The following is a 26,183-nucleotide window of genomic DNA, read 5'->3' as shown; positions in this document are numbered from 1 at the left end:
GGTCGTGGTTCCCCGTGATGACAGCCATGGTTAGCGGGGGCCGGGGCGGGGGTCAACGATGTGACGTACTACCCCGTTACGGAGCAATGTCCGAATTAAGGCACTCTGCACCGTTTCCATGGTGTTCGGGCGGCCCCGGTCCTACGAACCTCCCTAGGATGTGACCTGGCCCCTATGGGTGGCATCACACCCACGGGCCCGATTCGAGGCCCCCGCGAGCCTTCGCGCGGGCGCCGGTCCATGGATCGGCGCGGGGGCGGAACCCGTGTACGGGGCATCCGGGGGCTCCCCTTGCCGGTGCTAGCACGGGCGCGCTAGCTTATTGGTGTGCCCAAGACCCAGCTGAACGTGAGAGTGGACGAGGCCACCGCCGAGGCCGCGCGGCAACGCGCGCTGCAGAGGGGGATGAGCGTGAACCGCTACATCGAGGAGCTCGTGAAGCAGGACGCGGGCGAGGTCGGACACACCTTCGTCGAGGCCGCGGCCGACTTCATGAAGCAGTACGAGTCCGTGTTCGCCGAGGAGTTCGGCCCGGAGCGCAAAGGTACGCGTTGAACCTCCGGATCGACCTTTCCTGGCTGCTCATGGTGGCCGAGCACAAGACCCCCGGTGATCCGCAGGTCGTCGACTGGGGGGCGCTGGTGGCCGCGGTCGCCCGGCACGAGGCCGAGATCTTCGGCAGCCCCGTCTACAGCGACCCCCACTCCCGGGCCGCCGCACTGCTTCAGCTGCTGCTGCACGTGCCCGCGCTGGAACACTCCAACGCGATGTTCGCCTCGGCCGTCGCATACGGCTATCTCGTCGCCTCCGGACTCAAGGTCATCACCTCGCCCGAGCAGGTGCGCGACCTGGCCCGGCTGGTGAAGGAGGGCAAGGCCGACGTCCGGGCCATCGCCGACGAACTCCGCCAGTGGAGCCTGTGACGGCCGGCCCCGGTGCGCGACGGCGGTCCGGCGGCCGCGTCAGTCCACCGCGGACGGGCGCCGGGCCGTCCCCAGCACGCACGCCGACGTGGGCAGCCGTACGCCCCACTCCGGCATCCTGACCCTGTGGTAGACCTCCACCGCGAAACCCGCCCGCTCGATGGCGGCCAGGGTGTCGCGCCCCGTGTGGCAGCCGCCCGTCACCAGCGGCCAGACCGTGCGGTCCAGCGCCCACTGGGTGGCCGCCATGGCCCGGTCGTCGGCCCGTACGTGCTCGAAGAAGCGCAGCTCGCCGCCGGGCCGCAGCACCCGTACGAGCTCCGCGAGCGCACGCTCCACATCCCGCACGGTGCACAGCACCAGCGAGGCCACGGCCCCGTCGAACGCCTCGCTCTTCACCGGCAGCGCCTCCGCCGCGCCCGGCACCACATCCACCGGGATCCCCGCCCGCACGGCCGCCCGTACCGCCAGCCGCCGGAGGCTGCGCTCGGGTTCGATCGCCACCACCTCCGACACCGTGGGCGGGTAGTGCGCGAAATTCAGGCCGTTGCCCGCCCCTATCTCGATGACCCGGCCGGACAGGTCCGCCAGCAGTTCCGAACGCAGCGCCGCCAGTCCGGCCCTCGTCTCCGCCACCACGCTCATCCGGGCGTAGAACCGGGCGAAGACGGGGTGGTGCACCGCGTCCTGTGGGATTCTCGTGCTGCGCAGACGCATGACGACCTCCTCGACCGGGCGCTCGGCTGAGAGTGCGGCTACTTCGATTCTCCCCCGTCCCGCCCGGCTCAGCCGCTCAGTGGGCGGGCCGGTTACCGCCCAGTTCCGCAGCGAGCCAACTCCTGGCCCGGGTCCGGAAGTCGGCCGGAGCCATGCTTCCGGCACCGGCCGGAACCGCGCCCAGCAGCGGGGCCCCCGCCGCCACGGGAAGGTCCACCAGATTGCAGCGCGCCGCGAGGTCCGGCTCCGCGGGCATGCTGCCCACCACCACGCCCAGGCACTCCAGCCCGCGGGCCCGCAGCGCCTCCGAGGTCAGGGCGGTGGTGTTGAGCGTGCCCAGACCGGCGGGCGTCACCACCAGTACCGGGGCGGCCAGCAGCCGGGCGGCGTCGGCGAGGGTCGAGCCCTCGTCGTCGAACCGTACGAGCAGCCCGCCCGCGCCCTCGATCAGCACCAGGTCGTGCTCGGTCGCCAGCTTCCGCGCCGCATCGGCGATCTCGTACGGCCGCACCGGCGGGAGACCAGCCCTGCGGGCCGCCGTGGCGGGCGCCAACGGATCGGGGAACCGGGCCAGTTCGACCGCGGTGACATGGCTGCCCGCCAGCCGCGCCACCTCGGCGGCGTCCCCCGGCTCGCCGGGGGCCAGCCCCGTCTGGGCCGGCTTGAGCACCGCGACGCCGAGGTCCGCGCGCGCCGCCGCAACGGCCGCCGTCACGACCGTCTTGCCGATCTCCGTGCCCGTCCCCGTCACTACCAGAAACGTCATCTCATCCCTCTCGCGCCGCAGCGCACACGGCCCGGCAGATCCGTGCCACGTCCTCGTCGTCGGTCACATACGGCGGCATCGTGTAGACGAGGTCGCGGAACGGCCGCAGCCACACCCCTTCCCGCACCGCGGCCCGGGTCGCGGCCGCCATGTCCACCTCGTGATCGAGCTGGACGACGCCGATCGCACCCAGCACCCGTACGTCCCGTACCCCGGGCAGGTCCGACGCCGGTGCGAGACCCTCCCGCAGCCCCGTGCCGACGCGCCCCACCTCCCGCTCCCAGTCCTGGCCGAGCAGCAGGTCGATGGAGGCGCACGCCACCGCGGCGGCGAGCGGATTGCCCATGAACGTCGGCCCGTGCGCGAGCACCGGAACCTCGCCGCGCGAGATGCCCTCCGCCACCCGGGCGGTGCAGAGCGTCGCCGCCATCGTCAGATAGCCGCCGGTCAACGCCTTGCCCACGCACATGACATCCGGCGAGACGCCCGCGTGCCCGGCGGCGAACAGCTGTCCGGTCCGGCCGAAACCCGTGGCGATCTCGTCGAACACCAGCAGGACGTCGTGCTCGTCGCACGCCTCGCGCAGCACCCGCAGATACGCGGGGGAGTGGAACCGCATCCCGCCCGCGCCCTGCGCCACCGGCTCCACGACCACCGCGGCCAGCCGGTCGGCGTGCTCGGCGATCAGCGCCCGGAGGTGGTGTTCGTAGGCGGCGTCCGGTGCCGCGTCGAAACCGGCCGGGGGCGCGTCGGCGAAGACCTGGCGGGGCAGGACGCCCGACCACAGCTCATGCATGCCGCCCTCGGGGTCGCACACCGACATCGGCTGCCAGGTGTCCCCGTGGTAGCCGCCCCGCCAGGTCAGCAGCCGTTGCTTGGCGGGCCGCCCGGCCGAGCGCCAGTACTGCAGGCACATCTTGACCGCGACCTCGACGGAGACCGACCCGGAGTCGGCGAGGAAGACATGGCGCAACGGCTCCGGGGTGATCTCGACCAGCCGGGTGGCCAGCCGTACGGCGGGCTCATGGGTGAGCCCGCCGAACATCACATGGCTCATCCGGTCCAGCTGGCCGCGGGCCGCCTCGTTGAGCACCGGATGGTTGTAGCCGTGCACCGCCGACCACCAGGACGACATCCCGTCGACCAGCTCGGACTGCCCGTGGGCGGGTTCCGCCAGCCTGAGCCGCACCCCGGACGCGGACTTGACGACCAGCGGGTCCTGACGGCCCGGCATCGGGCCGTACGGATGCCAGACGTGGGCCCGGTCCAGGGACCGCAGCTCGGCCGGGGAGAGAGGTTCAGGCATTGGGGGCGAGATCCGTTCCCGCGCCGCGGCGGCGGACCGCCACCAGATCCGTGCGGGCGGCCGGCGCCTCCGGGGACGCGGCGGCGGTCTCCCCGGGAGTGTCGCCGCAGGGGGCGCATCCGCCCTCGTGCGAACCGCATCCGCCGCCCTGCCGGGCCCGGTGCGTGGGCAGCGTCGTCGTCTCCGCCCCCTCCACCTCGAAACCGGCGTCGGCGATCATGTCCAGATCCGCCTGCCCCGCCTGCCCCTCACTGGTCAGGTAGTCGCCCAGGAAGATCGAGTTGACCAGGTGCAGGGCCAGCGGCTGCATCGAGCGCAGATGCACCTCGCGCCCGCCCGCGAGCCGCACCTCCACGTCGGGGCAGACGAACCGGACCATGGCCAGAATGCGCAGACAGCGCTGCGGGGTGAGGTTCCACTCCTTGGCCAGCGGAGTCCCCTCGAACGGGATCAGGAAATTCACCGGCACCGAGTCCGGGTCCAGTTCGCGCAGCGAGAAGACGACGTCGATGAGGTCGGCGTCGCTTTCGCCCATCCCGGCGATCAGCCCGGAACACGCCGAGAGCCCGGCGGCCTGCGCCTGGTGCACGGTCTCCACGCGGTCCGCGTAGGTGTGGGTGGTGGTGATGTCCCCGTACGTCCCCTCGGACGTGTTGAGGTTGTGGTTGTACGCGTCGGCGCCCGCCGACCGGAGCCGTTCGGCCTGGCCGTCGGAGAGCAGCCCGAGGCAGGCGCACACCTCGACGCCCTCGTTCTGTTCCTTGATCGCCTCGATGGTCTTCGACACCCGGTCGACATCGCGGTCCGTCGGGCCGCGGCCGCTCGCCACCAGACACACCCGTTTGGCCCCGCCCGCCACACCGGCGGCGGCCGCCTGCGACGCCTCATCCGGTTTCAGCCAGGTGTACTTGAGGATCTCGGCCTTGGAGCCCAGCCGCTGCGAGCAGTACGAGCAGTCCTCGGGGCACAGACCGGACTTGAGGTTGACCAGATAGTTGAGTTTCACGCGCCGCCCGAACCACTGACGGCGCACCTTTCCGGCCGCGGCCACCACGTCGAGCAGGTCGTCGTCCGAGGTCGCCAGTACGGCGAGGGCTTCTTCGCGGGTCGGCAGCTCGCGCCGCAGCCCCTTGTCCACCAGCGTGTTCAGGAGGTCCATGGCGAAGATCCTGGCCTACCGGACGGCCCGCAGCCAAGGAGGAACCGGACAACAGAGCCTGTCGAGGGTGTGTGTATTGCCACACCATGACCTGCTGCGCCCACGGTTAGGGTCTGTGAGCTGCCTACAAAAGGGACCGCTCATGCCCTTCGACCCGTTCGACTGGATCGACGCGGAGGCGCGCCGCCGCGCCGACGCCGGACTCGTCCGTACCCTGCGCCCCAGGCCCGCCGCGTCCGGACTCCTGGACCTGGCGAGCAACGACTACCTGGGTCTGGCACGCCACCCCGACGTCACCGCCGCCGCGGCCGCCGCCGCGCGGGAATGGGGGGCGGGCGCGACCGGCTCGCGGCTGGTCACCGGCTCCACCGCGCTGCACGCCGAACTGGAGGCGGAGCTGGCCGAGTTCTGCGGCTTCGAGGCGGCGCTGGTGCTGTCGTCGGGCTACGCGGCCAATCTCGCCGCCCTCACCGCGCTCACCGGCCACGGTTCGCTGATCGTCTCCGACGCGGGCAACCACGCCTCGATCGTGGACGGTTGCCGGCTCTCCCGGGCCGCGACCGCCGTCGTTCCGCACGCCGATCCCGAGGCGGTGCGCAAGGCGCTGCGGGCGCACGGGGGGCGGGCGCTGGCCGTCAGCGACTCGGTCTTCTCGGTCGACGGCGACGCGGCACCGCTGCCCCGGCTGGCCGAGGTCTGCCGTGCGGAGGGCGCCGCACTGCTCGTCGACGACGCCCATGGCCTCGGCGTGCTGGGCGAGGGCGGCCGGGGCGCGCTCGCCGCCGCCGGACTCGCGGGGGGCGAGGGAATCGTCACCACGCTCACCCTCTCCAAGTCCCTGGGCAGCCAGGGCGGAGCCGTCCTCGGACCGGCCCGGGTCATCGAACACCTCGTCAACGCGGCCCGTACGTTCATCTTCGACACCGGCCTCGCACCCGCCGCGGTGGGCGGCGCGCTGGCGGGCCTGCGCCTGCTGCGCCGCGAGCCGGAACGGGCGGAGCGGGCCCGTACGGTCGCCACCGCGCTCTACGAGCGGCTGACCGCGGCCGGTCTGACCGCCGTGCGGCCGGACGCGGCCGTGGTCTCGGTGCGTGCCCCCTCGGCGGACGCGGCGGTGCGCTGGGCGGCCGACTGCCGCGCCGCCGGGACCGTGGTCGGCTGCTTCCGGCCGCCGTCCGTGCCGGATGGGGTGTCCCGGCTGCGGCTGACGGCGCGGGCCGATCTGACCGGCGAACAGATCGAGGCCGCCGTGGCGGTCCTGCTGCGGACCGCTCCCGCCGGCTGACGGGGCCCGGCGCGGACCGGCCACGTACGAGGTCCGCGCCGCCGGGAGGAGCGCGGCGGGCGACCGGTCCGGGCGCCCCTGACGGACGGGCCGTACCTCCATGGCCCGTCCGTCAGGCAGGAGAAGCCCGTCGAGCGGGCACCGGGTGACCCGGCGGTGTGTCGCCCGTATCCGGTCCTGCGTCGCAGGGTTCACCGCATCGAGCGACAGATATATGCATATCTTGGTGGATCGCCGTAACTGCGGGGAGCATCGGTGGCAATGTGGCTCGAAGCGCAACCCGGGCCGATCGCGGTCGGTACGGGTGGGAAAGGACGGCCCGCCATGGCAGACCAGCAGGAAGCACATGTCACTCTGGCGAGCGAGCCGGTCTCGGTCCCGGTGGCCCGCAGGTACGTGTCCCGGGTGCTCGGCGAATGGGGCCTGGCCGCCGACACCGACTTCGCCGACGACATCCGGCTCATCGTCTCCGAGCTCGCGACCAACGCCGTCCAGCACACCTTCGGGCAGTCGCCCACCTTCACCGTGGACCTCCGGCTGGAACGGGACGAACAGCTGTATCTGGGAGTGACGGACAGTCACCCCCGTTGGCCCAGGCGGCTGCCCGCCGCCGTTCAGCAGGACAACGGGCGCGGCCTCGCCATCATCCGCTGTCTGGCCAAGCAGTGCGGCGGCCGGCTCACCGTCACCCCCACCGCCGACGGCGGCAAGACGGTGTGGATCGCGCTCCCCTGGAGCGTCCCCGTGCAGAGCTGACCGACGCGTCGCGCGGAGCGCGGCGCCCGCCTCGCGCTCCGGCTCGTCGAGCCGGAGCGGGGCGTGGTGCCGCTGACCGGTCCGCCGTCGCACCGGGCGTGATCGGGCACAGGGGCCGTCCGGCGGGGCGCGGCCCCGGCCCGCCGGACGGGCCCCGCCTCAGTTGATCCGGCCGTAGTAGACGCTTCTCGTCCAGATCTTCTCCAGCCGGACCACCGCGCCGGTCCTCGGCGAGTGCCAGATCTTGCCCTGACCGGCGTAGATCCCCACGTGGTAGACGCTGCGGCCGGAGTGGAAGAAGACCAGGTCGCCGCGTTGCCGGTGGGAGGCCGAGATGTGGCGGGCCCGGTTGTACTGCTGCTGGGCGGTGCGGGGGAGCTTCTTGCCCGCCTTCTTGAACGCGTAGAGCGTCAGGCCCGAGCAGTCGAAGCGGCTGGGGCCGGTGGCCCCCCACCTGTACGGCGAGCCCTTCTTCGACGCCGCGATGTTGAGCGCCTTCATCGACAGGGTCGCCGCCTGGGCGTCCGTCGCGGCGCCCGGCGCGAACATGGTGCCGCCGACGGCGGCGAGAGTCAGAACCGAGGCCGTACCGGCCCGGACGAACAGAGACGGGACATGAACCTGCGCAGTCATGCGCAACCCTTCGTCAGCCGCCTGTGAAGGATGACCTGTCGGGTTCGGGCTGGCGAAGTCGCCCGGCCGCGTTCTGCGGCTTCACCCCGAGGGTCGACCGGTGTTCAGGCCGACCCGTTGTGCTCGGGTCCTCCACTCCTGCCGATCCACTTCTGTCGACCAGGCATCCGGGCGGCGGCAGGACTCGGCGTCCGCCCGGACCGCCCCGCCGCGGTGGCGGGGGCTTGTCGTCCCAGGGATCTTGACTCACGGACTGCCGGATTTCCGAGCTGAAACAGGGATATGTGAGGCTCCTCACGACTGATCCGTTCGGGTGGACATGATGATTTTCGACGCTCTTCCGGCGCTGCGGACCCACGCCGTACCAGCGGCGGAAGGATGGATTCCGTCCACTGTCCACGCGGAAAGCGCAAGTTGAGCGGTCCCTCACGAGAGGGACTTCCTACGCCGAACGAGCGAGGAATTCCGGTCGGCCCGTCGGGCGTGTCGGATACGGGAGTTGGGTGACGGCCGTCGTGCCCCGGGGCGGGGGGAGTTGGCCGGGCGGTGTCGTACCCATGGATGGCGTGACTCGGTCAACTCGTCGGCGCGGGGGGTACGGTGACGCGTCCGGCCCGCCGCTCCCCGTCCAGGACACGCAGTGCCCGGGTGAGCGTCGCGGAGTGGATGTGCGCCTCGCCGCGCTCGTGCATCAGGGCGAGGGCGTCGCGCAGCGCCCTGGCGTGCGAGGCCAGTGCCTGTGCGGCACGCAGTGCCCCGTAGGTGTCGCTGCCCCGGGCCGGGTTGATCCGGCCCACCTGGTCGAGGACTTCGAGGTAGCGGTCGATGAACTCCCCCTCGGCGCGCGTCAGTGCGGGGAGCGGCGGGTACTCCGGTGGTGGCTGCATCGGGTGTTCACCTCGCGCCACGTGGAGGAATCGTGGCGTTCCGGCCCTCCAGGACGTGGTCCACCAGGCCGTATTCCTTGGCGCCCGCCGCGTCGAGAATGAGATCGCGCTCGATGTCGTCGCCGATCTGCTGCGCGTCGCGACCGGTGTGACGGGCCAACAGGGCGGTGAGCACCGCGCGGACCCGCTCCAGTTCCCGTGCCTGGATCTCCAGGTCCGAGGGCCGGCCCCGCAGCGGTTCCGTCAGTTCCGGCTGCCGCACGACGACCCTCGCGCCGGGCAGCGTGTGCCGGCGGCCGGGCGCACCGGCGGCGAGCAGGGCGGAGGCACAGGGGCCGGCCTGGCCGAGGCAGAAGGTCTCCACCTCGCAGGTGAGGTACTGCATCGTGTCGTAGATCGCGGACATGGCTCCGAACGAGCCGCCGGGAGAGTTGATGTAGAGCGAGACGGGCCGGTCCGGGGCGGCGTGCTCCAGGTGCATGAACTGGGCGATCAGATCGGAGGCCGCGGCGTCGTCGACCGGGGTGCCGAGGAAGACGATCCGTTCGGAGAGCAGTTTGGAGTACGGGTCGAGGGTGCGGGTGCCGTTGCTCGTGCGTTCGGTGAACTCGGGCAGTACGTGACGGGCTGCGGGACGGAACAGCATGGCGATGCCTCTCCCTGCGGGGTCTGCACGGGTCTCCGCACTTCTTGCACGGGTCTCTGTGCCGACGTCTGTAAAAAATGTACAGGACGTACAGAAGGTTATGATGGGGAGCATGGCCTACGAGATTCCGGTGACGCAAGCCCGAGCTGAGCTCGCCGAACTGATCAACCGCGTCGTCTACGGCGGTGAGCGCGTGGTCGTGACGCGCCATGGCAAGCCGCTGGTGGCGCTTGTCTCGGCCGCTGACCTGGAGCGATTGGAGAAGGGCGAGGAGGCCGCCGAGGAGCAGGTGATCAGCTCCGTCTCCTCGATCGGCTCCTCGGTGTCCGCTCCCGGCGAACGACGGCGCTTCGGGATCGCGGCACAGCACCCGGAGCACCACGAGCCGGGCAGCTGAGCGCCGCGCACCGACGTCCCCCGGAGGGAGGGCCGGACACCCCGGCCCGCGGTGAAAAGGGCGCGCCCGGTACGTCCGGGTGCGGGGCGGACCGCATCGGCGTCCACACCCGGAGCGCCCGGCGGCCGGGGCGGTGCCGCGGTCCCGGGTGGCCGGTGCGCTGCCGGTCAAATCCCGGGCGTGACACCGGCGTTCGCGCAACGGGCACATGCGGAGCGGCTGCCGCTCGCCTCGCCGGACCCGGCCGTGCCGGTCACCGCCGTCGCCCCCGGCGCACGCGCGCCGCGCCGCGTCCTCGAACGGGCGCCGGGCGGACCGGCCGAGGGCGCGGCGGTACCGGCACCGCCGGGCCGCGGCTCACGCCCGGCGGTCGTACTCCGCCAGCCAGGCGTCCTCCGCCGCGTAGTCGAAGAGCTTCCTCCCGTACGCCCGCACCATGGCGGGAAAGGCCTCCGCCCAGTGGCGTCCGGACAGCCGCGCCGCGATCCACTCGACCGTCGCGGGCAGCGACTCGGCATAGCCCGTGACCGGGTGGTACCCGAGCTCGCGCTCGGCGGCCGTCATGTCGTAGACGATGGGGTGGGCGCTGCTCCAGGGCGTCCCACCGACCCCGTCCTCCCCGGGCGCGCCCGACAGCAGCACGGTCGTGGTCGTGCGGCCGAGCACGGCGTCGACGGCCGCACCGATCTCCGCGACCGTGGGCGCCTGCGGATCCCCGGCGTTGAGCACCCGCGAACCGGGCCGCCGCGCGGCGAGCCGGATCAGCTCGGCCAGGTTGGAGGCATGGACCGGGTGGAAGCGGGACTTCCCGCCGAACGCGAGCACCCGCCGGTCGCGGCCGTCCAGGAGCCGCTTCACGAAGTACAGCTCGCGCGGCGAGCGGCAGTACTCCCCATGGATCGCACCGGCCCGCAGCAGCGTCACCGGCAGCGCGTCCCCGGCGGCCAGGAGATCCCGCTCCAGCCGGATCTTCCGTGTCCCGTACGTGGCGTCACCGGCCGGCAGTGTGCGCTGCGACTCGGGGATCGGCACCGGATAGCGCGGCGCGCCGTCCGGATCGCCCTGTGTGTCGAAGCTGCGGCCCCGGTCGTCCTCGTACACCGCGCCGCTGGAGACGACCACCGCCGAACCGATCCGGTCCGCGAGACCGGTCAGCTGACGGGCGTGCTCCGCCCCGTACGCCACCATGTCGACCAGTACGTCGCAGCCGTCGCCCAGCGCCGCCGCGAGCGCCCCCTCGGCGTCCCGGTCCAGGGCCCTGGTGCGCACTCCCTCGTCCCACCGCGCGTCCCGGCCGCCGCCGCGCGAGGCGGCCGTCACCTCCCAGCCGTCCTCGACGAGCGACCGCACGGCCACTCGTCCGATCTGCCCCGTGGCTCCCAGCACCCATGCGTGTCCCTTGCTCATGAGGCCACGCTAGGACCGGGATGCCGCCCCCGCCGGTGGCGTTCACCGAGCGCGGATCCGCCGTCGGCGTCGCGTTTTCGGGAACTTCCCCGGCCGGTCGTCCTGCCCGGTCCGGGCGGCCTTCGCCGCGGCCGCGTACTCGTCGACGTACTCCTGACCCGAGAGCCCCAGGATCGCGTACATGATCTCGTCGGTGACCGCCCGGACCGCGGCCTTCTGGTTGTCCATTCCGGCGTAGCGGGAGAAGTCCAGCGGCTCACCGAAGCGGATGGTGACGCGCCTGATGCGCGGGACGACCTGTCCAGGCGGCTGGATCTCGAACGTACCCACCATCGCGCACGGCACCACCGGCACCTGGGCCCTGATCGCCATGACGGCCACGCCCACCTTGCCCTTGTAGAGCCGGCCGTCGTGCGAGCGGGTGCCCTCCGGATAGATGCCCAGCAGTTCGCCCCTGGCCAGCACGTTGAGCCCCTCCCGGATCGCTGCCTGCCCCGCCTCCTTCCCCGACCGGTCCACCGGGATCTGTCCGATGCCGCGGAAGAAGGCGGCGGTCAGCCGTCCCTTCACCCCCGGCCCCGTGAAGTACTCGGCCTTGGCAAGGAACGTGATGCGCCGTTTGAGGATCGCGGGCATCAGGAAGTGGTCGGAGAACGACAGATGGTTGCCGGCGACGATCGCCGCGCCCTCCTCCGGGACATGTTCCAGGCCCTCGATCCGGGGGCGGAAGAACAATCGGAGCAGCGGCCCGATGACGATGTACTTGAGCACCTGGTAGAACACGGGGCGGCTCCTGGGGCCTTTTGTCCGGATCCGGTCCTGCTCCCCGGAGCACGGCTCCGGGAGAGGCAGCCTATGTGGCGCCGTCGTCCGGCGCGGCCGTCTTCGCCACGTAGTCCGCGACCGCGGCGTCGAGTCCGATGTCCTGCTGGGCCCGCTCGCACAGCGACCAGCGGTGTTCGAGGAGTTCGTGGTAGAGCTCGGCCGCGTCCATCCGGGCGGGCACGTGGTCGCGCGCCGCGCGCACGGCGGGACGGAAGATCTCGCGGACCCAGCGGTGGGCCAGCACCTCGGTGCGGGCGCCGTGCCGGTCGCCGGGGGCGTAGTCGTCCTGGGTGGCCATCCAGGTCTCCAGGTCGCCCAGGAGCCGTCGCGCCTGGTTCTCCTCGGTGTCCAGCCCGGTGAGGCGCAGGAGCTGGCGCTGGTGGTGACCGGCGTCCACCACCTTCGGCACGAATGTGACCGTGTCCCCGTGGTCCGCGTGCGCCAGCTGCATCTCGGCGACGTCGAAGCCAAGGTCGTTGAGGCGGCGGATACGGCGCTCCATGTAGTGGTACTTGCCCGCCGGGTAGACGGAGGTGCGCGTCAGCTCCGACCACAGCGCCTGGTAGCGCTCCTCGATCTCCAGGCCGAACGCGATCGGGTCGATGGACGGGTGCAGCGCGCCGGCCGCCTCCAGGTCGAGCATCTCGCCGCTGATGTTGACCCGCGCGAGATCGATGTCGTACGCGCGCTGCCCGTCGCTCAGCCGCGGGTGCAGCTCCCCGGTCTCGGCGTCCACCAGATAGGCGGCGAACGCGCCCGCGTCCCGCCGGAACAGGGTGTTGGACAGCGAGCAGTCGCCCCAGGCGAACCCCGTCAGATGCAGCCGCACCAGGAGGACGGCGAGCGCGTCCATGAGGCGGTGCACCGTACCCGGGCGCATGGTCGTCTCGAACATCGACCGATAGGGGAGCGAACCGCCCAGGTGACGGGTGATCAGGACGGGTTCCAGGGGCGATCCGTCGGCCTCGGCGCGGCCGGTGACCACACCGAGCGGGTCGACGGCCGGTATCCCGAGGCGGTCGAGCGTCCGCAGGAGGTCGTACTCGCGCAGCGCGGGACGCTCGGCGAGCTCCTTGACGGCCACGGTCTCCTCGCCCGCACGGGCGTACCGCACCACGTGCCGGGAGATGCCGCGGGGCAGCGGCACCAGGTACTCGTCGGGCCACTCCTCCAGGGGGATGTGCCAGGGCAGTTCGAGCAGGAGGGCGGGGTGTTCGGGGTTGGTGGCGCTGATCTGCAGAGTCATGCGGTCACGGTCCCTGGGTCGCGCGGCGGGTCGACCCCGATCGGACCCCGGGGAGGCGGTGCGGGTCAAGCCCCCGGGCCGCCCCGCACCACCCGGCGGTCAGTCCCTCAGATGCTCCAGGATCCGGTGCATCCCGCTGTTCCAGTTCTCCTTGAGCGCCGCGACGGCCGCGTCCAGGTCGCCGCGTTGCAGGCACTCCGCGATCCGCTCGTGCTCCTCCGCGGAACGTTCCAGGATGTCCTGGTCCCCCAGGGCCACGCGCTCGTAGCGGTGCATCGTCACCTTCAGGGAGGTGATCAGCTTCATCAGGCGGTCATTGGTGCAGCCGGAGAGGAGGAGGTCGTGCCACGCGTCGTCGTAGCGCTCTATGACGTCGTGCGGCGCCTGCGGCGCGGAGAAGGCGCGTGCCTCCTCCAGGAGGCGGGGGGCCGTCGCCGCCAGGTGCTGCGGATCGCTGGACTCCAGGGCGAGCGCCTCCAGCGTCGCGACGATCGCGGACAGGTCGCGGAACTCCTGCGCACTGAGCGGTGTGAAGCGGAAGCCCTTGCCGCGCTCGCTGGTGATGACGCCCTCGCGCTCCAGCGTGATCAGGGCCTCGCGCAGCGGAGTACGGCTGACACCGAGCTCGGTGGCGAGCTGCCCCTCGTTGATCGGCGAGTTGGTCGCGATCGTGCCGCGCCCGAGGCGCTTGATCAGTTCCTCCTTGACCTGTTCGCGCAGCGGGCGGTTTTCGATTGGCATGTGAGGCTGCCCTCCCCTTCGGTCCGGTCGATTATCCGCTACCGGAAAGTCACGCGGTACCGGCGCCGTCGACCGGGATGACCGCCCCGCTCAGGAACGCCGACGCGTCGGAGGCGAGGAACGCCACGGTCTGCGCGATGTCACGGGGCTGCCCGATCCGGCCGAGCGGCCGGTCGGCGGCGTCGGCGTAGAACGCGTCGGAACTCTCGCCGAGCTGCCGGGCCTCCTCGGCGAGCATCCCGGTGGCCGTGTCACCGGGGCAGACGCAGTTGACGCGGATGTTGTCGGGGCCGTGGTCGATGGCCATGGCACGGGTCATGTTGACGACGGCCCCCTTCGACGCGCAGTACGAGACGGCCCGGCCGCCGCCCCTGATGCCCCATCCGGAGCCGGTGTTGACGATCGAGCCGCCGCCCCGGGCCGCCATCCCCGGGATCACCAGGCGGCTCATCAGCATCACCGAGCGGATGTTCACCGCCATCACCAGGTCCCAGTCGTCCTCGGTGATCTCGCAGACCGTGGAGCGCCGGATGATGCCGGCGTTGTTGAAGAGGACGTCGACGCCGCCGAACCGCTCCTGCGCCGTGCGGACCACGGCCTCGCAGTCCTCGCGCCGCGACACGTCGCAGCGCACGAAGATCCCGCTGGTGTCCTTCGCGGTGCGTTCGCCGCCGTCCGCGTCGATGTCGGCGACCACCACGCGGGCGCCGAGCTCGGCGAGGACCTGTGCGGTGGCGCGGCCGATGCCGGCTCCGCCGCCGGTCACGATCGCGCGCTTGCCGTCGAGGGAGATCATCCTGGGCTCCTTGTGTCCGGTGTCGGGGGTACGTGGGGTCATCCGGCCAGGCGGTACAGCGAGGTGCGCCGCCTGCCGGTGATGACGGGAAGGTGGCCGGACAGCTCCGCGTCGAGCGCGTCGTCGCCGGTGTCGAGGAGGAGGGGACGGCCGCCGAGCGCGGCCAGTTTCGTTTCCGTACAGAGCACGAGCAGACGCTCGCGTCCGCCCGCCGCGCGCAGGACGCGGGGCGAGATCTGCTGGTTGCCGCGGCCCAGGAGGAAGCCCTGGCCGCCGATCGGGGAGAGCGCGACCCAGTCCGGGCCGAGCGCGAGGAGCGCGTCCTCCGCGGCGTCGCGCGCCACCACCCGGGGCGGGCGGCCCGGCCGCAGGGCGAGCACATCGACCCCGGTGAGCGAGACGTCCGCGCCGAGCACGGCCGCCACCGCCCGGGTGGTGCTCCCGGGACCGAGCGCGAGCAGCCCCTCACCGACCCGCTCGGCCACCTCGGCCGCGATCCCGGCGACCGCGTCCGGCGCGGCCGCGCCGCTGCCGGTCTTGCGCTGCTGCACCCGCACCGGTACGTCGGGGACCGGCAGCCACCCGAAGAGCCGGGAGGTGACGCGCCCTTCGACGAGGGCGTCCTCGTCGCGGTCCATCACCTCCGCGTCCCGCAGCCGGACGCCGCCCGTGCGGGCCAGCCACGCCGCCGCGACCTCGCCGGCCGCGCGCGGGCTCACGGCGAAGACGGCCGAGTGCATCTTGACGCCGGTCGGTACGCCGAGGACCGGGCAGGGCGTGCCGCCGAGCGCACCGAGCAGATCCCGCGCGGTGCCGTCGCCGCCCGCGAAGAGCAGGAGGTCCACGCCCTCGGCGACCACGGCGCGCGCCGCGGCGACCGTGTCCGCGGCGGAGGTGTCCCGCCCGGCCGCGGCGGCGTACACGACCTGTTCCGTCAGTCCCGCGGCGGCGACCGCCCCGGCGCCCAGGGCACCGGCGGCGGTGACGACGCGGAGCCCGCGCCGGGCCGGGCCGCCCGTGCGCGCCGCCAGCTCGCCCAGGGCCGCGGCCGCGCGCGCACCCGCCAGCGGGCGTGCGCCCAGCGCGAGGGCGGTGCGGGCCCGGTCCGGGCCGTCGGTGCCGCCCAGGCCCACCCGGCCGCCGAGCCCGGCGACCGGGTTGACCACCAGGCCGACGCTCGTCACCGGCCGTCCGCCCCGCCCAGCACCTTGCGGCGGTAGGCGCGCCAGGAGACCGCCCAGGTCGCGGGGGAGTCCAGGGCCTCCGGGCGGACCCGGTGGATGGTGGAGCGGTGCGGCGCGGTGCGTACCGTCTCCGGGTCCTCGTACGCCTCGCGGGCGATCTCCGCGAGGATCGCGGCGTACTCGTCGAGGTCGGCGCGGGTGTAGGACTCGGTCGGCTCCAGCGTCATGGGCTCCGGCACCACGTAGGGATGGTGGCTGGTCCAGTAGTGGGTGCCGAAGTCCGCGGCGCGCAGACCGATGTCCTCGGAGTGCAGGCCGGTGTCCTCGTGCAGCTTCTCCCAGCTGTAGCGGACCTGCTCGACGCGCGGTCGCCCCGCCGCGTACGGGACGGAGACGCCCGGGATCCGACGGACCTTGTGGAGCAGGTAGTTGTTGTTGAGGACGGCCGTCTCGGCGGCGGCCCGCAGGCCCTCGGCACCGAGCGACATGATCCACGCGTAGGCGCGGACCAGGTTCGGCACCACGCCGTAGAACGGCCGCATCTTGCCCACCGACTCGGGCCGGTCGTCGTCCAGCCGATACGCGCCCGTCTCCGGGTCGCGCTCGACGGTGGGGCGCGGCAGATACGGGGCGAGCTCCTCGGTGACCGCGCAGGCACCCGCCGCCGGGCCGCCGCAGGCATGCGGTGTGGAGAACGTCTTGTGGAGGTTGAAGTGGCACAGGTCGAAGCCCGCGTCCCGGGCCCGGGTGATGCCGAGGATGCCGTTCGCGTTGGCCTGGTCGTACGAGCAGAGGCCGCCCGCCTCGTGCACGATCCGGACGAACTCCTCGATGCGCGGGTTGTAGATGCCCGTGTCCTCGGGATTGGTGATGAGCAGCGCCGCCGTGCGCGGGCCGACCGCCGCCCTGAGCGCCTCGATGTCCGGATAGCCGTCCGCGTCCGGGTGCAGGGTGATGACCTTGAACCCGGCCGTCTTCGCGCAGGCCGCGTTGGACGGGTGGGAGAAGATCGTCGTGATGACCTCGTCGCGCTGCTCCAGCTCGCCGCGCGCGGCGAAGTGGGCCCGGATCATCGCGACGTTGGTGTAGATCGCGGCGGAGCCCGCGCCGGGCTGGAGCGAGACCCGGTCCATGCCGGAGATCTCCTTCAGCAGCTGCTCCAGGCTGTGGATGATCCCGAGGACGCCCTGGACGGTGTCGGCGTCCTGGAGGGGGTGCAGCGCCGCGATCCGCGGGTCGCGGACGAACTGGTCGTTGACCTTGGGGCTGTACTTCATGGTGCAGGTGCCCTGGCCGACGTCGATGTTGAGATCGGCGCCGAGGTTCTCCTGGGACAGCCGCAAGTAGTGCCGCAGGACCTGCTGCTGGGACATCTCCGGCAGTGCGGGCGGCTCGGCGCGGCGCAGCGCGGCGGGGATCGCGGGGGCTTCGACGGACGGGGCCGCCACCGGGACCAGGACGCCGCGCTCGCCCGGCGAACCGAGCTCGAAGATCAGCTGCTCGTCCCAGGACGCCTGCCGGAAACGGCGCAGGCGCGGCTTGGCGGCGATGCGCGCCTCCTCGGGGGAGACGGACACGGGTGCGTGGGCGGTCACTTGACGATCTCCTCCAGGGTCGCGGCGAGCCGGTCGATGTCGGCCTTGGTGTGGACTTCGGTGACGCAGTACGTGGCCTCGTACTCGCCGGTCGGCACGCCCCCGAAGATGCCCCGTTCCTTGAGACCGGTACGGATCTCGGCGGCGGTCCTGCCGCCGGTGCAGCGGACGGTGAAGTCGGCGAAGTGCAGGGCGTCGCCGTACGGGACCTCGATGCCGGGCACCTCGGCGAGGCGCTCACGGGCGTACGCGGTGAGCGCGAGGATCGTCGTACCGATCTCCCGCATGCCCTGCGGCCCCATCAGCGCGAGGTAGACCCCGGCGCCGATGCCGTGCAGCGCGGCGGCCGTCCCGACCCACTCCTTGCCCTCCTCGCGCAGCGCGAACGAGGTCCGTTCGTACGCCACGTCGCCGAAGCCGTACTCGCCCTCGACGGCCGTCGGGACCAGGCCGAACAGGCGTGAGGGGTACTCGGCGACCAGCCGCTCCTCGTCGCGGGTCGCGATGAAGCCCGCGTTGCCGCCGCCGAAACTCTGGTGGAGACCGAGCGGCTGGATGTCGCCGCACGCGATGTCGGCACCGAGCGCGGAGGGCGGCGCGAGCACCCCGAGCGTGAGCGGATTGCAGCCCATCACGTACAACGCCCCGGCCTCGTGCGCGAGTCCGGCGAGGCGGGGGAGCGCCTCGTCGACGATGCCGAGGGCGGAGGGCATGTCCGCGTACACCGCGGCGGTGTCACCGGCGGCGAGCGCCCCGCGCACCGCGTCGAGGTCGGCGCAGCCGGTGTCCGGGTCGACCGGGACCACCGTCACGTCGTGGTCGGGGCGTACGTAGTCACGGATGCGGGAGAGCTTGTCGCCGTCGATCGCCGTGGCGACGAGCACCCGGCGGCGGCCGGTGATCCGGCCGGCCATCCGCAGGGCGGTCCCGGCCGCCTGGAAGCCGTCGTACACCGGGACGTTGACGACCTCGACGTCGAGCAGCTCGGCCATCATCGATTGGTACTCCCACAGCGCCTGGAAGCGGCCGTGGTCCTCGTAGGGCTCGCCCGCGTAGGCCGTGAGGAACTCGCTGCGGTTGACCACCTCGTCCACGACCGCCGGCACGTGGTGCTGGTAGCAGCCGGAGCCGAGGAAGCTGAGGACCTGGCGCGTCGAGGTGTTGCGGCCGAGCAACCCCTCCATGTGCCGGGTGAGTTCGGCCTCCGAACGCAAGGGGGCCGGCAGGTCGAGGGGGCGGTGCAGCCGGATGCCGTCCGGGATGTCGGCGTAGAAGTCCTCGACGCCCGCGGCGCCGATCTCCTCCAGCATCGCCTGCCGCACGGCGGGGACGGCGTTGGGGATGTAGGGATGGGTGTAGGTGTGGGCGGAGTCCTGGGGTGACGTCATGCCGCGCCTTTCGCGTGCGCCGGCTCGGGGGCCGGCCGTGGACCACAGCAGCAAAAGTCTTTGGGTGTACACCTCTTGACGGCAGCCTCCGTCATTCAGTGTTCTGAATACAGCATTAGGCATTCAGGCTCCAGGAGGCAAGAGTGTCAACAGGACCCACCCGACGGACCGTTCTGGCCACCGGCCTCGCGACCGCGGCATCGTCCCTGGCCGGCGGATGCGCCATGGGCGGTGCGGGCGGCGGCCAGGCCCGCGACCTCGGCGGCGGGAAGGACGACGAAGGGGGCAAGGTCGGCGGGAAGATCACCGTCTGGTCGTGGGACGTGGCCGCCAAGGCCATGAAGCGCCTCGCCCGCACCTTCGAGGAGCACCACCCCGGCACCACCGTCGACATCGTCGACATCGGCTACGACAACGCCTACGACAAGATCACCGTGGGCCTGCGGGGCGGCTCGGGCCTCGCCGACGTCCTCACGGTCGAGGGCAGCCACATGCCGCGCTACCTCGGCAACTTCCCGGGCGGCTTCTACGACCTGACCGGCCTCGGCGGCCGCTACGGGGGCGACTTCGACCGCGCCGCGTGGCGCACCGTCACCGGCGAGGACCACGCCGTCTTCGCCCTGCCCTGGGACATCGGCCCCTGCGCCCTCTACTGCCGCACGGACCACTTCCGTGCCGCCGGAGTCGACCCCGCGTCCCTGCTGACCTGGGACGACTACGTGGCGGCGGGCGTCCGCATCAAACAGGCCACCGGCCGCAAGATGCTGATCATGGACTCCACCGACACCGGGATCCTGCCGATGCTGCTCCAGCAGCAGGGCCAGTCCTACTTCAAGGGCGGCCGCGTCGCGGTCGACACCCCTCAGGCCGTGCGGGCCCTCACCCTGATGAAGTCCTTGCAGGACAAGGGGCTGGTCGACTACGAGAAGGGCTGGGACGGGCTCGTCACCGGCACCAAGGAGGGCAAGGTCACCACCACGCCCTCCGCCGCCTGGTGGACGGGCACGCTCACCGACGAGATGCCGGAGCTGAAGGGCAGGTTCCGTGTGGTGCCGCTGCCCGGATTCACCGCCGACGGCGCCCGGACCTCGAACATCGGCGGCTCCACCCTCTGCGTCCCCGCACAGAGCAAGAACCCCCGGCTGGGCTGGGCGTTCATCGAGTTCCTGCTCACCGGCACGGCCAACCAGGTCTCCATGCTCAAGCGCGAGGGCCTCTTCCCCGCCTATCTGCCCGCGCTCGACGACCCCTATCTGAGCACGAAGCAGGAGTACTTCGGCGGGCAGGCCGCCCTCGACGTGTTCGCCCGGCTCGCCCGCGCCATCCCGCCGGTCGAGTACAACAAGGACGACGCGAAGGCCACCGACATCATGGTCTCCGCCGTCACCGGCGTGATGCTGCGCGGCAAGGACCCGCGCGCCGCCCTGGACTCGGCCGCGCGGCAGATCGCCGCGGCCACCGGCCGCGAGAGGGTGAAGTAGCCCGATGGCCGTCCAGACCACCCGCGACCGGCCGGTCGCCCCCGCCCGCGCCCCGTCCCCGGCACGCCGCGGACGCCCGCGCCTCACCGCCTGGATCTTCGCCGGACCCGCGGCCGCCCTCTTCGCGCTCTTCTTCGCCTATCCGCTGGGCGCGAGCCTGTTGCAGAGCTTCACCACCGAGGACGCCGGAACCACCCACTGGGCCGGACTCGACCAGTACCGGCGGATGGCCGGCGACCCCGCGTTCCTGGAGTCCCTGTTCAACACCGGGATCATCCTCGTCGTCCAGGTCCCCGTGATGATCGGCCTGGCGCTCGTCCTCGCCGTGCTGCTCAACCAGTCCTGGCTGCGCTTCCGCGGCACCTGGCGCGCGGTCTACTTCCTGCCCGCCGTCACCACGCTCGTCGCGTACGCCGTCGTCTTCCAGGTCCTCCTCAAGACCGACGGCGGCCTCGTCAACCAGATCCTCGGCGCCGTCGGCATCGACCGGGTCGACTGGCTCAACAACCCCACCTGGGCCCGCGTCTCCCTGATCGCCTCCCTGACCTGGCGCTGGACCGGGTACAACGCCGTCATCCTGCTCGCCGGACTCCAGTCCATCGGCAAGGAGCAGTACGAGGCGGCCGCGATCGACGGCTCCGGCACCCTGTCCACGTACACGCGCGTGATCCTTCCGCAGCTGCGCCCCGTCGTCCTGTTCTGCGTGATCACCTCCACCATCGGCACCCTCCAGCTCTTCGACGAGAACTACGTCCTCACTCGCGGCGGCCCCGACGACGCCACCCTCACCCCGGTCGTCTACCTCTACAAGGTCGGCTTCCAGCAGCTCGACTTCGGCTACGCCGCCGCCATCGCCTGGGTCGTCGTGGCCCTCATCGCCGCGATCTCCGCCCTCCAGTACGTCGCCTTCGGAAGGGAGCGCCGCCGGTGACCGCTCTCCAGCAGGCCCCCGTACGCGTCCACCCGGCCCGGCGCGCCGGCCGGTACCTCACCCGACTCCTCCTCGCGGCCGGTGCCCTCGTCAGCCTGGTGCCGTTCCTCTGGATGGCGATCGCCGCGACGCACTCCACCTCGGAGCTGTTCCGCTCCCCGCCGCCGTTCCTGCCCGGCGGCCGGCTGCTCGACAATCTCGTGCGGCTCCAGGACACCATCGGCTTCGGGCGGGTCCTCCTCAACAGCGCCGGTATCGCCGTCGTCCACACCGTGCTCAGCTCGCTGATCTCCGCCATGTGCGGCTACGGCCTCGCCAAGTACCGCTTCCGCGGCCGGGGGCTGTTGCTCGGCGCCGTGCTCGCCACCATGATGATCCCGTTCCAGGTCCTGCTCGTGCCGCTGTTCCAGATGATGGCGAGCATCGGCTGGATCGACTCGTACCAGGCGGTGGTCCTGCCGTTCCTGGCGAACTCCTTCGGCATCCTCCTGATGCGGCAGAGCTTCGTCGACTTCCCCGACGAACTGATCGAATCGGCCCGGATCGACGGCTCCGGCGAGCTGCGCACCTTCTACCAGGTCGTACTGCCCTGTGTGCGCCCGCAGTTGGGCGCCCTGGTCATCTTCACGTTCATGGCGCAGTGGAACAGCTTCATCTGGCCCCTGCTCATGCTGAACTCCGAGGACAAATACACCGTGCCCGTCGCGCTCAACACCCTCACGGGGCTCTCCCACGTCGACTACTCGGGCCTGATGCTCGGCTCGCTCCTCGCCACACTCCCGCTGATGCTCCTCTTCCTGCTCTTCCAGCGGCAGTTCGTCGCCGGACTCCTCGGCGGGGCGGTGAAGGGATGAACCGGCTGACCCGCGTCCCGGGCATCCTCTACGGCGGCGACTACAACCCCGAGCAGTGGCCCGAGTCCGTCTGGGCCGAGGACGCCGCGCTGATGCGCGAGGCGGGCGTCACCATGGTGACCGTCGGCGTCTTCTCCTGGGTGAAGCTCCAACCAGGCCCGGACACCTGGGACTTCGACTGGCTCGACCGGCTCCTCGATCTGCTGCACGCCCATGGGATCGCCGTCGACCTCGCCACCGCGACCGCCTCACCCCCCGCCTGGCTGGTGCGCGCCCACCCGGAGATCCTGCCGGTCACCGCCGACGGGGTACGCCTCGAATTCGGCTCGCGCCAGCACTACTGCCCCTCCTCGCCCGAGTACCGCGCCGCCGCGCTCCGGCTCACCCGCGCCCTCGCCGAGCGCTACGCACACCACCCGGCCCTCGCGCTGTGGCACATCCACAACGAGTACGGCGACCATGTCACCGAATGCTTCTGCGCCCGCTCCGCCGACCACTTCCGCACCTGGCTCACCGACCGCTACGGCACGGTCGACGCCCTCAACCACGCCTGGGGCACCGCCTTCTGGTCCCAGCGCTACAGCACGTACGAGGAGATCGAACCGCCGCGCACCGCCCCCGGGCCCGTCAACCCGACCCAGCTCCTGGACTGGCGGCGCTTCTGCTCCGACGCCCTCCTCGACTGCCACCGCGCCGAGCGCGAGGCACTGCGGGAACTCGGCCCCGGCACCCCGGCCACCACCAACTTCATGTCCATGTGCCGGGCGCTCGACTACTGGAAGTGGGCCGAGCACGAGGACCTCGTCTCCGACGACGCCTACCCGGACCCCGCCGACCCGCGCGCCCATGTCAACGCCGCGCTCAACTACGACCTGATGCGCTCCCTCAAGGGCGGCCGTCCCTGGCTGCTGCTCGAACAGGCGCCCTCCGCCGTCAGCTGGCGACCGGTCAACGTCCCCAAGAAGCCCGGCCTGCAACGCCTCTGGTCCCTCCAGGCACTGGCCCGCGGCGCCGACGGCATCATGTACTTCCAGTGGCGGGCCTCCCGCGCCGGGGCGGAGAAGTACCACAGCGCACTGCTCCCGCACCGCGGCACCGCCTCCCGGGGCTGGCGCGAGACCGTCCGCTTCGGCGCCGAACTGGCCCGGCTCGGCGAGCTCACCGGCGCCACCACCCCGGCGGACGTGGCGATCGTCCACGACTGGGACTCCTGGTGGGCCCTGGAGGGCGACGACCACCCCTCCGCGCGGATGCGCTGGCGCGAACTCCTGCGCCCCTGGTACGCGGCGCTCCACGCCCGCGCCGTCACCATCGACTTCGTACCCCCGCACGCCGACCTGACCGGCTACCGGGCGGTCCTGGCCCCCGGTCTCCACCTGCTGCGGTCCGAGGACGCCGCCCGCATCGCCGCCTATGTACGCGGCGGCGGCCACCTCGTCTGCGGCCCCTTCAGCGGTGTCGTCGACGAACACGACCACATCCACGACGGCGGCGCGCCGGGACCGCTGCGCGACGTACTCGGCGTCTGCGTCGACGAGTTCTGGCCGGTCCCCGACGGAGCGGCGGTGCCCCTGGCCTCCGGGGCCGAGGCCACCCTGTGGAGCGAGTGGATCGAGCCCGGGGCCCCGGACACCGAGGTCGTGGACGTGTACGCGGCCGGTGAGCTGACCGGCCGCCCCGCCGTCACCCGGCACCCGTACGGCACCGGGACCGCGTGGTACGCGAGCGCCCACGTCGGCGACGGCATCGCCGCCGTGCTCGACAAGGCGCTGCGGGAGGCGGGCGTACGCCCCGTGCTCGACGTCCCGGAGGGCGTGGAGGCGACCGTGCGCTCCGGCGCGCGGGGCACGTACCTCTTCGTCCTCAACCACAGCGACCACGACACGAGCACCCCACTGACCGGCCGCTTCGCCGCGGGCGGCACCGACCTGCTCACCGGAACCGCCGTCCGCGACCGGATCGCCCTCGGCCCGCTCGGCGCCGCAGTCCTGCGCATCACCACCGAATCCCTTGGAGAGACCGGGAAATGACCCGCTGGAGAGACCGACACCTGACCGGGCACCGTCCGCTGGGCGCACTGACCGCGCTCCTCCTGGTCGGCGGCGCCCTCGCCGCACCGCAGACGGCCACCGCCCACGGGCACCCCGCGCCCCCGCCCGCGTACGCCGACGTCCTCGACCTGCACGGCACCCCCGCCGCCGCGGAACCCGGCGACGACGAGGACAACAACCCCGTCAACGTCTTCGCCGACCAAGGGGCATGGCACGCGTACGCCCTGCCCGAGGCCGGTGACAAGGACGGCTACGGCGGCTTCTCCGGGCCCCTGTACATCGCCCAGGAGTACCCCTGGTGGCTCAGCAAGTCCTTCAGCCGCATCCGCCTCACCGAACACGGCCGCGCCCTGGACCTGGCCGGCGGCGGCGCACCCCGCCTCACCTCGCTCCCGGGCCTGCTCCGCCAGTCCTACGACCTCGGCCGCGGTCTGCGCCTCACCCTGGAACTCCGCTTCGCCACCGACCGCACCGCCCTGGTCAGGGCCGAGGTCCGCAACACCGGCCGGTCGCCCCGCACCCTGGGCGCCGACTGGACGGGCAGCCTGCTGCGACCGGTCGACCGGCCGATGCGCGATGCCCCGTCGCTGACCGCGACCGGCTCCGGCGTCGGCGTCGACTTCGCGAAGGTCCGCGAGACCTGGGACTACCTCACCGACGGCACCGAACGTTTCGAGATCACCCACAAGGACCGCGTCCGCACGACGGTGGACGGTGACACCTACCGGACCGAGGCCACGGACCCGGTGACCCTCGCGCCCGGCCGCGCGCACAGCTTCGACTGGACCGAGTCCTACACCTTCACCACCGCCGAGCGTGCGAAGGAGAAGGCGAGGGCCCGCGACGTACTGGCCCGCCCCGCGTCCGTCGTGTCCGCCGCCGACGCGCGCTGGCGCGGCTACGTGGCCGGGGTGACCCGGGGCGTACCCGCCGACCGGCGGCGCACGGCCGTGAAGTCCCTGGAGACCCTCGTCACCAACTGGCGCAGCGCGGCCGGGCGGATCAAGCACGACGGGATCACCCCGTCGATCTCCTACAAGTGGTTCACCGGGGGCATCTGGGCCTGGGACACCTGGAAACAGGCCGTCGGCACCGCCTGCTTCGCCCCCGAGCTGGCGGAGTCACAGATCCGCGCCATGTTCGACTGGCAGATCCGGCCGGACTCCACGACCCGCCCCCAGGACGCCGGGATGATCCCCGACGCCATCTTCTACAACGACCCCGCACGCGGCGGCGGCAACTGGAACGAGCGCAACTCCAAGCCCCCGCTCGCCGCCTGGGCCGTGTGGGAGGTGTACGCGAAGACCGGGGACCGGTCCTTCCTGCGCGAGATGTACCCGAAGCTCGCCGCGTACCAGGCCTGGTGGTACCGCAACCGGGATCACGACCACAACGGCCTCGCCGAGTACGGCGCCACCGTCGACCCGGCCAACGACTCACCCGAGGAACGACGCCTCGCCGCCGCCTGGGAGAGCGGCATGGACAACGCGCCCCGCTTCGACGCCACCCTCGGCACCGGCACCGTCGCCAACAGGGCCGCCGACGGAACGCTTCTCGGCTACTCCCTCGACCAGGAGTCCGTGGACCTGAACTCCTATCTCGCCGCCGACCAGGGCTACCTGGCGCGCATCGCGGGCGCGCTCGGCCGAGGCGCCGACGCCGAGCACTGGAAGCGGCGCTCCACCGCCACCTCCACCGCCGTCCGCACGACGATGTACGACCCCGCCGACGGCTGGTTCCACGACACCGCGCTCGGCACCGGAGCCCCGCTCACGGACCGCGGCCGCGGCATCGAGGGCGCGGTCCCGCTGTGGACGGGCACGGCGTCCGCCGCACAGGCCCGCGCCGTGCGCGGGAAGCTGACGGACCCGGCCGAGTTCGCCACGGCCGTTCCCTTCCCGACCGTGTCGAAGAGCTCCCCCTACTTCTCGCCGACGGCCTACTGGCGCGGCCCCGTCTGGTTCGACCAGGCCTACTACGCCCTCGGCGGCCTGCGCCGTTACGGCTACGGCAAGGACGCGGACGCCCTGACGGACCGGCTCCTCGCCCATGCGTCGGGGCTCGCGGGCGACGGACCGATCATGGAGAACTACGACCCGACGACCGGCGCGCCGCTCAACTCGCCCAACTTCAGCTGGTCCGCGGCGCTGCTGCTGCCGATGCTGACGGGCGGCAGATAGCAGCCGGGCGGCAGCCGTCCCGGCCCCGG

At 72.3% G+C, this 26,183-nt stretch carries 25 protein-coding genes and 1 riboswitch; of the genes, 10 read left to right on the top strand and 15 right to left on the bottom strand.

Going from position 1 to position 26,183, the window contains the following annotated elements; genetic code table 11:
* Nucleotides 1–327: 327 nt before the first annotated feature.
* Together ACFVFH_RS35320 and ACFVFH_RS35315 are read left to right on the top strand one after the other, a co-directional pair.
* Nucleotides 328–555, top strand: a complete 228-nt coding sequence (locus tag ACFVFH_RS35320) for a hypothetical protein (protein ID WP_030921856.1) — start codon at nucleotides 328–330, stop codon at nucleotides 553–555.
* Nucleotides 552–923: a fic family toxin-antitoxin system, toxin component gene (locus ACFVFH_RS35315; RefSeq protein WP_383776936.1), complete on the top strand. Its 372-nt coding sequence runs from the start codon at nucleotides 552–554 to the stop codon at nucleotides 921–923. Before ACFVFH_RS35320 ends, ACFVFH_RS35315 begins: the two co-directional genes overlap by 4 nt.
* Before the next feature lie 39 nt (nucleotides 924–962).
* On the opposite strand, the gene ACFVFH_RS35310 is transcribed toward ACFVFH_RS35315, so the two are convergent.
* The 4 genes from ACFVFH_RS35310 to bioB all read right to left on the bottom strand — a co-directional run bounded on the left by ACFVFH_RS35310 (nucleotide 963) and on the right by bioB (nucleotide 4,871).
* Nucleotides 963–1,640, bottom strand: a complete 678-nt coding sequence (locus ACFVFH_RS35310) for a class I SAM-dependent methyltransferase (protein ID WP_383776933.1) — start codon at nucleotides 1,638–1,640, stop codon at nucleotides 963–965.
* Nucleotides 1,641–1,716: 76 nt separating this feature from the next.
* Complete coding sequence (gene bioD, locus ACFVFH_RS35305) at nucleotides 1,717–2,406, bottom strand: dethiobiotin synthase (RefSeq protein WP_383776930.1); 690 nt, start codon at nucleotides 2,404–2,406, stop codon at nucleotides 1,717–1,719.
* Nucleotide 2,407: 1 nt separating this feature from the next.
* On the bottom strand, nucleotides 2,408–3,712 hold the full coding sequence (locus ACFVFH_RS35300) for an adenosylmethionine--8-amino-7-oxononanoate transaminase (RefSeq protein ID WP_383776927.1): 1,305 nt from the start codon (nucleotides 3,710–3,712) through the stop codon (nucleotides 2,408–2,410).
* A complete protein-coding gene (gene bioB / locus ACFVFH_RS35295; protein WP_383776925.1) occupies nucleotides 3,705–4,871 on the bottom strand; it encodes a biotin synthase BioB in 1,167 nt (388 codons plus the stop codon). Before bioB ends, ACFVFH_RS35300 begins: the two co-directional genes overlap by 8 nt.
* Nucleotides 4,872–5,013: 142 nt before the next feature.
* On the opposite strand from bioB, the gene ACFVFH_RS35290 reads away from it, so the two are divergent.
* Nucleotides 5,014–6,156, top strand: a complete 1,143-nt coding sequence (locus ACFVFH_RS35290) for an 8-amino-7-oxononanoate synthase (protein WP_383776923.1) — start codon at nucleotides 5,014–5,016, stop codon at nucleotides 6,154–6,156.
* Nucleotides 6,157–6,480: 324 nt separating this feature from the next.
* Entirely contained in the window at nucleotides 6,481–6,912 is a 432-nt protein-coding gene (locus ACFVFH_RS35285; RefSeq protein ID WP_383776921.1) for an ATP-binding protein, read from the top strand.
* Between the two features lie 159 nt (nucleotides 6,913–7,071).
* Here ACFVFH_RS35285 and ACFVFH_RS35280 read toward each other — a convergent pair whose 3' ends face one another.
* From ACFVFH_RS35280 to ACFVFH_RS35270, 3 genes are all read right to left on the bottom strand, one after another.
* Nucleotides 7,072–7,545, bottom strand: coding sequence for a C40 family peptidase (locus ACFVFH_RS35280; protein ID WP_383776919.1), 474 nt, complete (start codon nucleotides 7,543–7,545; stop codon nucleotides 7,072–7,074).
* A gap of 3 nt (nucleotides 7,546–7,548) precedes the next feature.
* Nucleotides 7,549–7,729, bottom strand: a riboswitch (cyclic di-AMP (ydaO/yuaA leader).
* 391 nt (nucleotides 7,730–8,120) lie between these two features.
* Nucleotides 8,121–8,432 carry a hypothetical protein gene (locus ACFVFH_RS35275; RefSeq protein WP_383776916.1) on the bottom strand — a complete coding sequence of 104 codons (312 nt, stop codon included), beginning with the start codon at nucleotides 8,430–8,432 and terminating at the stop codon, nucleotides 8,121–8,123.
* 7 nt (nucleotides 8,433–8,439) lie between these two features.
* Nucleotides 8,440–9,075 carry an ATP-dependent Clp protease proteolytic subunit gene (locus tag ACFVFH_RS35270; RefSeq protein WP_383776938.1) on the bottom strand — a complete coding sequence of 212 codons (636 nt, stop codon included), beginning with the start codon at nucleotides 9,073–9,075 and terminating at the stop codon, nucleotides 8,440–8,442.
* Between the two features lie 115 nt (nucleotides 9,076–9,190).
* Between ACFVFH_RS35270 and ACFVFH_RS35265 the strand changes: the two genes are divergently transcribed.
* Nucleotides 9,191–9,475, top strand: a complete 285-nt coding sequence (locus ACFVFH_RS35265) for a type II toxin-antitoxin system Phd/YefM family antitoxin (protein ID WP_383776914.1) — start codon at nucleotides 9,191–9,193, stop codon at nucleotides 9,473–9,475.
* A 357-nt stretch (nucleotides 9,476–9,832) separates the two neighbouring features.
* Here ACFVFH_RS35265 and ACFVFH_RS35260 read toward each other — a convergent pair whose 3' ends face one another.
* From ACFVFH_RS35260 to gcvPA, 8 genes are all read right to left on the bottom strand, one after another.
* Nucleotides 9,833–10,882: an NAD-dependent epimerase/dehydratase family protein gene (locus ACFVFH_RS35260; RefSeq protein ID WP_383776911.1), complete on the bottom strand. Its 1,050-nt coding sequence runs from the start codon at nucleotides 10,880–10,882 to the stop codon at nucleotides 9,833–9,835.
* A gap of 42 nt (nucleotides 10,883–10,924) precedes the next feature.
* Nucleotides 10,925–11,665, bottom strand: coding sequence for a lysophospholipid acyltransferase family protein (locus tag ACFVFH_RS35255; protein WP_383776908.1), 741 nt, complete (start codon nucleotides 11,663–11,665; stop codon nucleotides 10,925–10,927).
* 70 nt (nucleotides 11,666–11,735) lie between these two features.
* Nucleotides 11,736–12,953 (bottom strand): DUF4032 domain-containing protein, encoded by a 1,218-nt coding sequence (locus ACFVFH_RS35250; protein WP_383776906.1) that lies wholly within the window; start codon nucleotides 12,951–12,953, stop codon nucleotides 11,736–11,738.
* 99 nt (nucleotides 12,954–13,052) lie between these two features.
* On the bottom strand, nucleotides 13,053–13,694 hold the full coding sequence (locus ACFVFH_RS35245; protein ID WP_383776903.1) for a GntR family transcriptional regulator: 642 nt from the start codon (nucleotides 13,692–13,694) through the stop codon (nucleotides 13,053–13,055).
* A 49-nt stretch (nucleotides 13,695–13,743) separates the two neighbouring features.
* Nucleotides 13,744–14,490, bottom strand: coding sequence for an SDR family NAD(P)-dependent oxidoreductase (locus ACFVFH_RS35240; protein WP_383776901.1), 747 nt, complete (start codon nucleotides 14,488–14,490; stop codon nucleotides 13,744–13,746).
* 38 nt (nucleotides 14,491–14,528) lie between these two features.
* Entirely contained in the window at nucleotides 14,529–15,674 is a 1,146-nt protein-coding gene (locus tag ACFVFH_RS35235; protein WP_383776898.1) for an ATP-NAD kinase family protein, read from the bottom strand.
* A complete protein-coding gene (gene gcvPB, locus ACFVFH_RS35230; RefSeq protein ID WP_383776896.1) occupies nucleotides 15,671–17,269 on the bottom strand; it encodes an aminomethyl-transferring glycine dehydrogenase subunit GcvPB in 1,599 nt (532 codons plus the stop codon). The genes ACFVFH_RS35235 and gcvPB overlap by 4 nt, the downstream gene beginning before the upstream one ends.
* Entirely contained in the window at nucleotides 17,266–18,657 is a 1,392-nt protein-coding gene (gene gcvPA / locus ACFVFH_RS35225) for an aminomethyl-transferring glycine dehydrogenase subunit GcvPA (protein ID WP_383776894.1), read from the bottom strand. Before gcvPA ends, gcvPB begins: the two co-directional genes overlap by 4 nt.
* 143 nt (nucleotides 18,658–18,800) lie before the next feature.
* Between gcvPA and ACFVFH_RS35220 the strand changes: the two genes are divergently transcribed.
* From ACFVFH_RS35220 to ACFVFH_RS35200, 5 genes are read left to right on the top strand one after another with little or no spacing between them, the layout of a single operon-like run.
* Complete coding sequence (locus tag ACFVFH_RS35220; RefSeq protein ID WP_383776891.1) at nucleotides 18,801–20,138, top strand: ABC transporter substrate-binding protein; 1,338 nt, start codon at nucleotides 18,801–18,803, stop codon at nucleotides 20,136–20,138.
* A 4-nt stretch (nucleotides 20,139–20,142) separates the two neighbouring features.
* The gene (locus ACFVFH_RS35215; RefSeq protein WP_383776889.1) at nucleotides 20,143–21,069 is read left to right on the top strand and encodes a carbohydrate ABC transporter permease; all 927 of its coding nucleotides are present in this window, start codon (nucleotides 20,143–20,145) and stop codon (nucleotides 21,067–21,069) included.
* Entirely contained in the window at nucleotides 21,066–21,923 is an 858-nt protein-coding gene (locus tag ACFVFH_RS35210; protein ID WP_383776886.1) for a carbohydrate ABC transporter permease, read from the top strand. The genes ACFVFH_RS35215 and ACFVFH_RS35210 overlap by 4 nt, the downstream gene beginning before the upstream one ends.
* The gene (locus ACFVFH_RS35205; protein ID WP_383776883.1) at nucleotides 21,920–23,953 is read left to right on the top strand and encodes a beta-galactosidase; all 2,034 of its coding nucleotides are present in this window, start codon (nucleotides 21,920–21,922) and stop codon (nucleotides 23,951–23,953) included. Before ACFVFH_RS35210 ends, ACFVFH_RS35205 begins: the two co-directional genes overlap by 4 nt.
* Nucleotides 23,950–26,154, top strand: a complete 2,205-nt coding sequence (locus ACFVFH_RS35200) for a trehalase family glycosidase (protein ID WP_383776881.1) — start codon at nucleotides 23,950–23,952, stop codon at nucleotides 26,152–26,154. Before ACFVFH_RS35205 ends, ACFVFH_RS35200 begins: the two co-directional genes overlap by 4 nt.
* The last annotated feature ends 29 nt before the right edge of the window (nucleotides 26,155–26,183 follow it).

It is taken from the genome of Streptomyces sp. NPDC057697 (genome assembly GCF_042799335.1).
GTDB lineage: Bacteria > Actinomycetota > Actinomycetes > Streptomycetales > Streptomycetaceae > Streptomyces.
Note: the sequence above shows the minus strand (reverse complement) of the source record. Positions and strands in the feature narration are given on the sequence as shown.